The organism is Isoptericola jiangsuensis (assembly GCF_002563715.1).
GTDB classification, from domain to species: domain Bacteria; phylum Actinomycetota; class Actinomycetes; order Actinomycetales; family Cellulomonadaceae; genus Isoptericola; species Isoptericola jiangsuensis.
On record NZ_PDJJ01000001.1, the window covers coordinates 1694150 to 1705595 of the forward strand.

Sequence of the window (11446 nt, forward strand, 5' to 3'; positions counted from 1 at the left end):
ACCCCCGTGCCGCCGAGGGATCGTGAGATCGTGTCCTGCGTGACGAACGACGAGGTCCCCACGCAGGTCGCGACGGACTCCGCACCCCGCCCCCGGGCGCGGCGACGGGGTCGACCCAGCGTGCCGCTGCTGTCGCAGAAGCGCATCACCCGGGCCGCCGTCGAGCTCATCGGCGCTCGCGGGTACCCCGCCCTGACCATGGCCGCGCTCGCACGCGAGCTGCGCGTGGCGCCGTCGGCGCTCTACAACCACGTCGCCTCCAAGCGCGACCTGCTGCGCTGGCTCCAGGACCACGTCAACCGCGGGATCGACGCGTCGGCGTTCGACACCGAGCCGTGGGACGTCGCCCTCGAACGGTGGGCGCGGTCCTACCGCGACGCCTACGTGCGGCACGCCCCGCTCGTCCCCGTCATCGCGGTCACGCCCATCGCGGGGTCGCCGCACACGGTGGCCATGTACGAGGGTGTCGTGGCCGGGCTGTGCGCGGGGGGCTGGCCGGAGGCGGAGGCGGTCGACGTCGTGGTGGCGCTGGAGTCGTTCGTGCTCGGGTCGGCGATGGACGCGACCGCGCCGGCCGACATCTTCGACGTGCCGGACGACGCGGCGGCGCCCGCGCTGGCCCGGGCGGGCCTGCTCCGGGCGGGCCGGGACAACGCGGACGCGGCGTTCGAGGCGGGGCTCGCGGCGCTGGTCACGGGCTTCCGGGCGCGGCACCCCGGGGGTGCCGGGGGCTGACGGTGCCGCCGGGGTGTCGCGCGGGACCCCGGAGGTGTGTCAAAGTGACGGGCATTCATTTGCGTGGCCGTCCGGCCCCGCCGCACCGAAGGAGATGCCCGTGACCCCCGACGTCACCGTCCTGCAGAACTTCGTCGACGGCCGATTCGTCGACGCGTCCGGCGCCGGCCGCCTCGACGTCGTCGACCCCGCCACGGGACGCACCGTCGCGGTCTCCCCGGTCTCCGACGCCGCCGACGTGGACGCCGCCATGGCCGCCGCGTCCGCCGCGCTGCGCACCTGGCGCCGATCCACGCCGGGCGAGCGCCAGGCCGTCCTGCTCCGGCTCGCCGACGCCGTCGAGGCCGCGTCCGACGAGCTCGTCGAGGCGCAGCACCGCAACACCGGCCAGCCCCGCGCGCAGATCGCGCAGGAGGAGGTCGCCGCCGGCGCCGACGCCCTGCGGTTCTTCGCCGGCGCCGCCCGGACCCTCGAGGGCAAGGCCGCCACCGAGTACCTCGGCGGGCACACGTCCTACGTCCGCCGCGAGCCCGTCGGCGTCGTCGCCCAGGTCACCCCCTGGAACTACCCGCTGATGATGGCGTTCTGGAAGATCGGCCCCGCGCTCGCCGCCGGCAACACCGTCGTCCTCAAGCCGTCCGACACCACGCCCGAGTCCACCCTCGCGCTCGCCCGCGTCGCCGCCGGGATCGTGCCGGACGGCGTGCTCAACGTCGTCCTCGGCGACGCGAGCACCGGCGAGCTCATGACCACCCACCGCACCCCGGCGATGGTCGCCATCACCGGGTCCGTGCGTGCCGGCATGGCCGTCGCCGCGGGGGCCGCCGGCCAGGTCAAGCGCACCCACCTCGAGCTCGGCGGCAAGGCGCCCGCCGTCGTCTTCGCCGACGCCGACCTGGCGGCCACCGCGCAGGCCGTGGTCGAGTTCGGCACGTTCAACGCCGGCCAGGACTGCACCGCCGTCACCCGGGTGCTCGTGCAGCGCGAGGCCCACGACGAGCTCGTCGAGCACCTCGCCGCCGCCGCTCGCGCGCTGGTCACGGGCGACGACGAGGCCAAGAACTCCTACGGCCCGCTCAACAACGCCCGCCACCTCGCGGCGGTCGAGGAGAAGGTCGCGGGCCTGCCCGCGCACGCCACCGTCGTCACCGGCGGCCACCGGGTCGGCGACGAGGGCTACTACTACGCCCCGACGATCGTCACCGGTGTCCACCAGGACGACCGCGTCGTGCAGGAGGAGGTGTTCGGCCCGGTCCTGACCGTGCAGGCGTTCGACACCGAGGCCGAGGCGCTCGAGCTCGCCAACGACGTCGACTACGCGCTGGCCGCGAGCGTCTGGACGGCCGACCACGGCACCGCCATGCGGGTCTCGCGCGACCTCGACTTCGGCTGCGTGTGGGTCAACACCCACGTGCTCCTCACCGCCGAGATGCCGCACGGCGGCTTCAAGTACTCCGGCTACGGCAAGGACCTGTCGCTGTACTCGGTCGAGGAGTACACGCGCGTCAAGCACGTCATGCACGCGCTCGGCGACTGAGCCGGACGCCCCGGGGCGGGGCGACCACGACGCCCGCGTGCCCGGCCCTCAGCGGCCGAGCGCGCGGGCGTCGTGCGCCTGGAGGGCGACCCAGGCGTTGACGCGGGTCGCCGGGTCGTCGAGCGGGCGGCCGAGCGCCGCCTCGATCTCCGCGACGCGCTGACGCACCGTGTTGCGGTGCACGCCGAGCTCCTCGGCGACCTTCCCTCGCGACCCGTGGTGGCGCAGGAACGCGCGCAGCACCTCCAGCAGAGGCTCGCGGCCGCGCAGGGGGGCCAGCCAGGTCGCCGCGAACGCCGCCGCCGGCTCGTCGCCCACGAGGGCGAGCACCCCGTCGCCGACGAGGTCGTCCCAGCGGACCACCGGGACCGCCGACGTCGTCTGCGCGAGCGCGTGCGCCGCGGTGCGTGCCGAGCGCGGCGCCCGCGCGGCGTCGACCAGCTCGCCGACGCCTGCGGTCAGCCCGCGCGCCGCCAGGGCCGCCGCGCACCGTTGCGCCACGGGGTCCGCGGCGGCGAGCCGCAGCCCGTCGCTCGTGCGGGACACCAGCGCCTCCTCGCCCTCCAGGGCACCCGCCGCGTCCTCCAGCAGGGGCGTCGCGGCCGCGGGCGCGGTGCCCGCGGGCGCCGCCGCGGCGACCACGCGCAGCCGCCGGGGCACGGCGGCTTCCGCCGGGGCGTCGTCGGCCGCGCCGGCGAGCACGGCGGCCGTGCGGGCGTCGCCGGCGACGAGCAGCTCCAGGGCGCGGCCCCGGATCCGCGCGGTCTGCTCGCGGCGGTCGCGGCGGCGCTGCGCGTCGAGGCCCAGCAGGGCGACGGCGGTGGTGAGCGCGCCCCGGCGCGCCCCGTCCAGCGGCTCCGGCGTCCAGGCGGCCAGGTGCCCGTCCGGGCGGGTGCCGAGCCCCACCGGGAGCAGCACGCACGTCGCGTCCCCGACGGCGAGGGTGGCCGAGCCGCGGGCCCCGCGCTCGCGCAGCCTGGCGGCCTCGGCGACCAGGTCGAGCCCGGCCGGGGGAGGGGAGCCCACCGCGGTGGGTGCGTCGTCCCGCGGACCGACGACGGCGACGCCCCCGCCGAGGTGGCGCACCAGGGTGCGCAGCACGGCCTCGGGCCCGGGCCGCCGGGCGGCCGCCTCGGTGAGCTCGCGCTGCGCCTTGGCGGCCCGGCGCGCCTCGGCGCGCTCGCCCTCCTGGAGCATCGACGCCGTCAGCCGGCTGATCGCCACGAACGGCGTGCGCCGGGGCACCTCCACGAGGTTCAGCGACCGGGCGCGGCACGCGCGGGCCAGGGCGGCGGGCACCTCGGCGTGCGTGAGGCCCGTGCCCAGGCCGACCGCGGCGACGCCCGCTGCGGCCAGCCGGGCGACGTACGTCTCCCAGCGGACGTCGTCCGGCCCCCACCCGTCGGTGCCCAGCCCCGTGGTGAGCAGCAGCTCGCCGCCCTCGAGGAACGGGCTGGGATCGGCGAGCTCGGACGTCGCGACCCAGCGCACCGGCTCGTCCGGGCGGGGGACGTGCACGCCGCGCAGGGCGAGCTCCGTGCTGCCGATGACGTCGCGGACGGTGACCATGGCGGCAGTCTTGCACAACAGGGTCCCGCAGATTGTGCAGAGGTGGCGCTGCGCGACACCCCTGGACCGACCTAGCGTGAGCCACGTCGCCCGACCCGGGCGCCGTCCCGCACCGATGCTGGAGTCGACATGACCGTCACCACCCCGACCATCGTCGGCGGCCCCGCGCTGCCCCAGGAGCGCCGCCTCGTCACCGAGCTGCCCGGCCCCCGGTCCCGCGAGCTCGCCGCCCGCCAGCAGGCCGCCGTCGCCGCCGGCGTCAGCACCACGATGCCCGTGTTCGCCGCCGCCGCCGGCGGGGGAGTCGTCGTCGACGTCGACGGCAACTCGCTCATCGACCTCGGGTCCGGCATCGCCGTGACGACCGTGGGCAACGCCGCCCCCCGGGTCGCCGCCGCCGTCGCCGCGCAGGCCGAGGCGTTCACCCACACCTGCTTCATGGTCACCCCCTACGAGGGCTACGTGGAGGTCGCCGAGCGCCTCAACGCCCTCACGCCCGGCGACCACGCCAAGCGCACCGCGCTGTTCAACTCCGGCGCGGAGGCCGTCGAGAACGCGGTGAAGATCGCCCGCGCGTACACGAAGCGCACGGCCGTCGTCGCCTTCGACCACGCCTACCACGGCCGCACCAACCTCACGATGGCCCTCACGGCGAAGAACCAGCCCTACAAGTCGGGCTTCGGGCCGTTCGCCTCCGACGTCTACCGCGTGCCCACCTCCTACCCGTACCGCGACGGCCTGACCGGCCCCGAGGCCGCGGCCCGCGCGATCAGCCAGATCGAGAAGCAGGTCGGCGCCGAGAACCTCGCCGCCGTCGTCTTCGAGCCCATCCAGGGCGAGGGCGGCTTCATCGTGCCGGCCGAGGGCTTCCTGCCCGCGATCGTCGACTGGTGCCGCGCGAACGACGTCGTGTTCGTCGCCGACGAGGTGCAGTCCGGCATCGCCCGCACCGGCGCCTGGTACGCCTGCGAGCACGAGGGCGTCGTGCCCGACCTCGTCACCACCGCCAAGGGTGTCGCCGGCGGCCTGCCGCTGTCCGCCGTCACCGGCCGCGCCGACATCATGGACGCCGCGCACGCCGGCGGCCTGGGCGGCACCTACGGTGGCAACCCGCTCGCGTGCGCCGCCGCTCTGGCCACCCTCGACACCGTCGAGGAGGACGGCCTCATCGAGCGCGCGCGTCAGATCGAGGCCCTGCTCACCGGCCGCCTCGGCGAGCTCGCCGCGACCGACCCGCGCCTCGGCGAGGTCCGCGGCCGCGGCGCCATGATCGCCGTCGAGCTCGTCGACCCCGCCACCGGCGAGCCCGACGCCGCGCTGGCCAAGCACGTCGCCACCGCGGCCCACGCGGCGGGCGTCATCGTGCTCACCTGCGGCACCTACGGCAACGTCCTGCGCCTGCTGCCGCCGCTCACCATCTCCGACGAGCTCCTCGCCGAGGGCCTGGACGTGCTCGCCGCCGCGCTCGGGACCGCCCGATGACGGCCACGGCCGTGGCGCCGGCCGCCACCGCCCCCGCCACGCCCCTGGACGACGCGCGCTCCCAGCTCGCCGACGCCGCCCGCGTGCTCGGCCTGTCCGAGGGCATGGAGCGGATGCTCGCCACGCCGCGCCGCGAGGTCACCGTGTCCATCCCGCTGCGGCGCGACGACGGCAGCCAGGACCTCCTGCTCGGCCACCGCGTGCAGCACAACTTCTCCCGCGGCCCGGCCAAGGGCGGCATCCGGTTCAGCCCGCACGTCGACCTCGACGAGGTCCGCGCGCTGGCGATGTGGATGACGTGGAAGTGCGCCCTGCTCGACGTGCCGTACGGCGGCGCGAAGGGCGGCGTGCGGATCGACCCGCGTGCGTACTCGACGGCCGAGCTGGAGCGCGTGACCCGCCGCTTCACCTCGGAGATCCTGCCCGTCATCGGCCCGGAGCGGGACATCCCCGCGCCCGACATCGGCACCGACGAGCGCACCATGGCCTGGATGATGGACACCTACTCCGTCAACAAGGGCCACACCGTGCTCGGCGTCGTCACCGGCAAGCCCGTGTCGCTCGGCGGCTCCCTGGGCCGCGCCAGCTCCACCTCCCGCGGCGTCGTCGACGTCGCCCTGGCGGCGCTCGCCTCGCGCGGCGTGACGGTCGAGGGCTCCACCGCCGCCGTGCAGGGCTTCGGCAAGGTCGGCCGCGGCGCCGCCCGGTTCCTCGCCGACGCCGGCGTGCGCGTCGTCGCCGCCAGCGACCAGTACGGCGCCGTCACCCGCGCCGGCGGGCTCGACGTCGCCGCCCTGGAGGCCCACGTCGACGCCGCCGGGACCGTCGTCGGTTTCGACGGCGGCGACGAGCTCGACGCCCCCGCGCTGCTCGAGCTCGACGTCGACCTCCTCGTCCCGGCCGCCGTCGAGGGCGTCCTGACCGCCGAGAACGCGCCCCGCGTGCGGGCCCGCGTCGTCGTCGAGGGGGCCAACGGCCCGACCACGCCCGAGGCCGACGCGATCCTCGCCGACGCCGGCGCGCTCGTCGTGCCCGACATCCTGGCCAACGCCGGCGGCGTCGTCGTCAGCTACTTCGAGTGGGTCCAGGCCAACCAGGCCTACTGGTGGACGCAGCAGGAGGTCGAGGACCGGCTGCGGCACCGCATGCTCGGCGCCTGGGACGCCGTGCGCGGCTACGCCGCCGACAAGGACCTCTCGCTGCGCACCGCCGCCACGGCCATGGCGGTCGAGCGCGTCGCCGCGGCGCACGCGCTGCGCGGCCTGTACCCGTGACGCCCCCGCCCACCGCCACCACCGCCGCCGCCGCGACCGCACCCCGGTGCCGTCGCCGCTACCGCCGCGGCGCCCCCGAACCCACCCGAGGAGGACCGATGTCCCTCACCACGCTGCCCCCGACGGGCGGGCCCGAGGCCCGCACCGCGGCCCCCGGCCCCGAGCTGCACGCCTACGTCGAGTCCCTCGCGCCCGCCCAGGGCGTGTGGATCGACGGCGCGGGCCGTCCCGCCGGCTCCACCTTCACCGTCGAGGACCCCGCCACCGGCGTCCGCATCACCGACGTCGCCGACGGCGGCCCCGCCGAGGCCACCGCCGCCGTCGACGCCGCGGCCGCCGCGCTCGACGCCTGGGCCGCCACACCGCCGCGCGAGCGCTCGGAGGTGCTGCGCCGCGCCTTCGCGATCATGGTCGCCTCCACCGACCGGCTCGCCGGCCTCATGGCCTGGGAGAACGGCAAGGCGCTGCCCGACGCCCGCGCCGAGGTCGCCTACGCCGCCGAGTTCTTCCGCTGGTTCGCCGAGGAGGCCGTGCGCACCGAGGGGGAGTACGGCGTCTCGCCCGCCGGCGGCACCCGCACCATCGTCACGCACAAGCCCGTCGGCGTCGCCGCGCTCGTCACCCCGTGGAACTTCCCCGCGGCCATGGCCACGCGCAAGATCGCCCCGGCGCTCGCGGCCGGGTGCACCGTCGTGCTCAAGCCCGCCGCGGAGACCCCGCTCACGGCCCTCGCCGTCGCGCAGATCCTCACCGAGGCCGGCGTGCCGGACGGCGTCGTCAACGTCGTGCCGACCACCGGTGCCGCGCAGGTGGTGACCACCTGGCTCGAGGACCCCCGCGTCCGCAAGATCTCCTTCACCGGCTCCACCCAGGTCGGCCGCGTGCTGCTCGCCCAGGCCGCCGAGCGCGTCGTCAACACCTCGATGGAGCTGGGCGGCAACGCCCCGTTCGTCGTCGGGCCCGACGCCGACGTCGAGGCGGCCGTGGCGGGCGCGATGCTCGCCAAGCTCCGCAACGGCGGCCAGGCCTGCACCGCGGCGAACCGCCTCTACGTGCACGCCGACGTGGTCGAGGAGTTCACCGCCCGCTTCGGCGCGGCCGTCGAGGCGCTGCAGGTCGGGTCGGCGTTCACGTCCGGCACCCAGATCGGGCCGCTGGTCTCCGCGAAGGCCCGCGCCGGCGTGGCGCGCCTCGTCGAGGACGCCGTCGCGGCGGGCGCGCGCATCGCGCACCGCGCCGAGGTCCCGGCCGGGCTCACCGGGCACTTCTACCCCCGACGGTGCTGGCCGACGTCCCCGCGGACGCCGAGATCCTCCGCACCGAGATCTTCGGTCCCGTGGCCCCGATCGTCACGTGGACCGACACCGACGAGCTGCTGCGCCAGGTCAACGACACCGAGTTCGGCCTGGCGGCGTACGTGTACTCCCGCGACCTGCGGTGGGCGCTGCGCACGGCGGAGCGGATCGACGCCGGCATGGTCGGCGTCAACCGCGGCGTGGTCTCGGACCCGGCGACGCCGTTCGGCGGCACCAAGCAGTCGGGCCTCGGCCGCGAGGGGGCCCGCGAGGGCCTGCGGGAGTTCCAGGAGACGCAGTACCTCAGCGTCGACTGGTCCTGACGTCGTCGCGGCCGGGACCCACCGGTCCCGGCCGCGACGACCGGTGCGGACCGGTGCGCCGGGCCGCGTAGGCTCGGCACCGTGATGCGCCTCAACCCCGAACAGCTCGTGTTCGTCACCGAACGGCACCTGGCCACCCTGACGAGCCTGCGGGCCGACGGCACCCCGCACGTCGTGCCCGTCGCGTTCACGTGGGACGCGGAGCAGGGCGTGGCGCGCATCACCACGCGCCGCACGTCGGTCAAGGCGGCCAACGCCCGCCGCCGTGGTCCCGACGGGGGCCCGCCGCGTGTCGCGCTGTGCCAGGTGGACGGCGGCCGCTGGCTCACGCTGGAGGGGACGATCGAGGTCGTCGAGGACGCCGACGAGGTCGCCGAGGCCGTGCGCCGCTACGCGCTGCGCTACCGCCAGCTCGCCCACGACCCCGCGCGGATCGTGCTGCGCGTCACCGTCGACCGCACGATGTCGTCGGCCTACATGCGCTCCTGACCCGCCGGCGCGTGCTCGCCGGACCCGGGGGAGTCAGACCACGACCGCGGTCTCGTCGCCCTCCGGGGTGGCGACCGTCACCCGTGCGCCGCGCTGGAGCTGGCGCCCGCGGCGTGTCTCCACCTCGCCGTCGACGAGCACGTCGCCGTCGGCGACCAGGTCGCGGGCGTGCGTGCCCGACTCGGCGAGGCCGGCGAGCTTGAGGAACTGGCCCAGCCGGATGACGTCGTCACGGATGGGGACCTCGATCGGGGTGTCCATGCGTTCATTGTCCGGGACGCGCGGACCGGGCCGCGACCGCCGACCTAGACTGGGACGGTGATCCAGCGCATCGACCTTCGGGGTCAGTCCCTGTCCCGTGCCGAGCTGCTCGGGGTGCTGCCGCGTCCGGAGCTGGGCGTCGAGGAGGCGGCGGACGTCGTCGCCCCCGTCCTCGCCGCCGTCCGTGCCCGCGGCGCCGCCGCCCTGCGCGAGTACGCCGAGCGGTTCGACGGGGTCCGGCCGGAGCATCTGCGGGTGCCGGTCGAGGCGATGGCCACGGCGCTCGCCGAGCTCGACCCGGCCGTCCGGGCGGGCCTGGAGGAGGCGATCGCGCGCGTGCGCACCGTGCACGCCGCGCAGCGACCCACCGAGCACACCACCGTCCTCGCGGACGGCGCGGAGGTCCGTCAGCGGTGGATCCCCGTGCAGCGCGTCGGCCTCTACGCGCCGGGCGGACTGGCGGTCTACCCCTCGTCGGTCGTGATGAACGTCGTCGCGGCGCAGGAGGCGGGCGTGCCCGGCCTCGCGGTCGCGTCGCCGCCGCAGAAGGACGCCGGCGGTCTGCCGCACGCGACGATCCTCGCGGCCTGCGCCCTGCTCGGCGTCGACGAGGTCTACGCCGTCGGCGGCGCCCAGGCCGTCGCGATGTTCGCGTACGGCGCGACGGGCAGCGAGCCGGTCGACGGCGACGTCCTGTGCGAGCCGGTCGACGTCATCACCGGGCCGGGCAACGTGTACGTCGCCGCAGCCAAGCGCCTCGTGCGCGGCGTCGTCGGCATCGACGCGGAGGCCGGTCCCACGGAGATCGCCGTGCTGGCCGACGACACGGCGCTCGCCGACCACGTCGCCCTCGACCTCATCAGCCAGGCCGAGCACGACCCGATGGCGGCGTCCGTGCTGGTCACGCCGTCGGTCGAGCTCGCGGGCGCCGTCGAGGCGCGGCTCGTCGACATGTCGTCCGCGACCAAGCACGCCTCCCGCGTGACCACCGCCCTCGGCGGCCCGCAGTCCGCCGTGGTCCTCGTCGACGACCTGGAGCAGGGACTCGCCGTCGTCGACGCCTACGGCGCCGAGCACCTGGAGATCCAGACGGCGGACGCCGCCGCGCTGGCCGAGCGGGTGACGTCCGCCGGAGCGATCTTCGTCGGGCCGTACTCGCCGGTGTCGCTCGGGGACTACATGGCCGGGTCGAACCACGTCCTGCCCACCGGCGGCACGTCGCGGTTCGCCAGCGGGCTGGGGGTCCACGCGTTCCTGCGGTCCGTCCAGGTCGTCGAGTACTCGCGCGACGCGCTGGCGGACCTCGCGGACCGCATCGTCGCCGTCGCCGACGACGAGGACCTCCCGGCGCACGGCGAGGCCGTCCGCGGTCGCTTCTGACGTGCGACTCCCGGTGACGGCCGGCCGGTGCGTGCTGCGCACCGGCCGGCCCCACGACGAGCCCGTGCTGCGCGAGTGGCTGCGCCCGCACCACGACTGGCACCGCTGGGACGGCCCGTACTTCCCGCGCCCCACGGACACCGAGGCCGACGCGTTCGCCGCGGCGGTCGCGGCGCAGCCGCCCGACGACGCCGACGGGCTCCCGCCGCGCCGGGCCGTCGTCGCCGACGCGGCCACCGACGCCCTGCTCGGCACGGTGAACTGGTACTGGGAGTCCGAGGCCACGCAGTGGGCGCGGCTCGGCATCGTCCTGTACGACCCGGCGGTGCGGGGCCGGGGGATCGGCCGCGACGCCCTGGCCGCCTGGACGGACCTGCTGTTCGCGCGCACCGACTGGGTGCGCCTCGACCTGGCGACGTGGTCGGGCAACCATGCGATGACGGCGGTGGCGCGGCGTCTCGGATTCGTCGAGGAGGCGCGGTTCCGACGTGCGCGCGTGGTCGACGGCGTCCGGTACGACAGCGTCGTCCACGGCGTCCTGCGCGAGGAGTGGCGCGCCCACTAGTGGTGCGCAGCAGGTCGTCCTCCGGGAGTCGGTCCGGCCTCTGTCGGCGCGGTGCGCCGGGCCGCTACAGTCCGACCATGTCGAGGGTCACGCGGGCGTCCTGTGGTGGTGTCGTCGCGGTGGTGTCGGGCGGTGCCGCGCTGGGTGGCTGCGCCGGGGCTCCCGACGGGTCGTTGGTGGCCGTGCCACCGCCAGACGCCGCACCGGCCCAGGTGGTCCAGGCGCTCGTCGACGCCGTCAACAGCCGCGACGCGGAACGGGTCGCAGGGTTGACGACTCCAGGCTTCGGTGACCATCTGGAGCAGACCTGGCTCGTTCAGGGGTACATGACCGACGCGAGCATCGGCGCGACGTCGGACGACGCCGGGCCGGGGACGGCCTACAGCGACGCCAGGACGGCCATGGTGGACCTGACCTTCACGCCGGAGCAGGCTGACAGCTCGATGGTGGACGGGGAGGCCGTGAGCTGGTCCGTCCTGCTGGTGGAGCAGGACAGCCGATGGGTGGCCTTCGACATGGGAGTCGGCTAGGGACGG

10 protein-coding genes and 1 pseudogene are annotated in these 11446 nt (G+C 76.1%); 9 read left to right on the forward strand and 2 right to left on the reverse strand.

Annotated elements, in window-relative coordinates:
• The first annotated feature begins 39 nt into the window (after positions 1-39).
• Together ATJ88_RS07670 and ATJ88_RS07675 are read left to right on the forward strand one after the other, a co-directional pair.
• On the forward strand, positions 40-735 hold the full coding sequence (locus ATJ88_RS07670; RefSeq protein ID WP_245852220.1) for a TetR/AcrR family transcriptional regulator: 696 nt from the start codon (positions 40-42) through the stop codon (positions 733-735).
• Positions 736-835: 100 nt separating this feature from the next.
• Complete coding sequence (locus tag ATJ88_RS07675) at positions 836-2272, forward strand: aminobutyraldehyde dehydrogenase (RefSeq protein ID WP_245852221.1); 1437 nt, start codon at positions 836-838, stop codon at positions 2270-2272.
• A gap of 48 nt (positions 2273-2320) precedes the next feature.
• Here ATJ88_RS07675 and ATJ88_RS07680 read toward each other — a convergent pair whose 3' ends face one another.
• Positions 2321-3841: a PucR family transcriptional regulator gene (locus ATJ88_RS07680; protein ID WP_098463320.1), complete on the reverse strand. Its 1521-nt coding sequence runs from the start codon at positions 3839-3841 to the stop codon at positions 2321-2323.
• A gap of 129 nt (positions 3842-3970) precedes the next feature.
• Between ATJ88_RS07680 and gabT the strand changes: the two genes are divergently transcribed.
• From gabT to ATJ88_RS07700, 4 genes and pseudogenes are all read left to right on the forward strand, one after another.
• Positions 3971-5323, forward strand: a complete 1353-nt coding sequence (gabT, locus tag ATJ88_RS07685) for a 4-aminobutyrate--2-oxoglutarate transaminase (protein WP_098463321.1) — start codon at positions 3971-3973, stop codon at positions 5321-5323.
• Positions 5320-6597, forward strand: coding sequence for a Glu/Leu/Phe/Val family dehydrogenase (locus tag ATJ88_RS07690; protein ID WP_098463322.1), 1278 nt, complete (start codon positions 5320-5322; stop codon positions 6595-6597). Before gabT ends, ATJ88_RS07690 begins: the two co-directional genes overlap by 4 nt.
• 98 nt (positions 6598-6695) lie before the next feature.
• Positions 6696-8215 (forward strand): annotated as a pseudogene (locus ATJ88_RS07695) (NAD-dependent succinate-semialdehyde dehydrogenase).
• 84 nt (positions 8216-8299) lie between these two features.
• Positions 8300-8704 (forward strand): pyridoxamine 5'-phosphate oxidase family protein, encoded by a 405-nt coding sequence (locus tag ATJ88_RS07700; protein WP_170023746.1) that lies wholly within the window; start codon positions 8300-8302, stop codon positions 8702-8704.
• 33 nt (positions 8705-8737) lie between these two features.
• Here the strand turns inward: ATJ88_RS07700 and ATJ88_RS07705 are convergent, their stop codons facing one another.
• On the reverse strand, positions 8738-8965 hold the full coding sequence (locus ATJ88_RS07705) for an RNA-binding S4 domain-containing protein (protein WP_098463324.1): 228 nt from the start codon (positions 8963-8965) through the stop codon (positions 8738-8740).
• A gap of 57 nt (positions 8966-9022) precedes the next feature.
• On the opposite strand from ATJ88_RS07705, the gene hisD reads away from it, so the two are divergent.
• The 3 genes from hisD to ATJ88_RS07720 all read left to right on the forward strand — a co-directional run bounded on the left by hisD (position 9023) and on the right by ATJ88_RS07720 (position 11440).
• Positions 9023-10345, forward strand: a complete 1323-nt coding sequence (gene hisD, locus ATJ88_RS07710; protein ID WP_098463325.1) for a histidinol dehydrogenase — start codon at positions 9023-9025, stop codon at positions 10343-10345.
• A gap of 1 nt (position 10346) precedes the next feature.
• A complete protein-coding gene (locus tag ATJ88_RS07715; protein WP_245852223.1) occupies positions 10347-10910 on the forward strand; it encodes a GNAT family N-acetyltransferase in 564 nt (187 codons plus the stop codon).
• 77 nt (positions 10911-10987) lie between these two features.
• Complete coding sequence (locus tag ATJ88_RS07720) at positions 10988-11440, forward strand: hypothetical protein (protein WP_141538627.1); 453 nt, start codon at positions 10988-10990, stop codon at positions 11438-11440.
• The last annotated feature ends 6 nt before the right edge of the window (positions 11441-11446 follow it).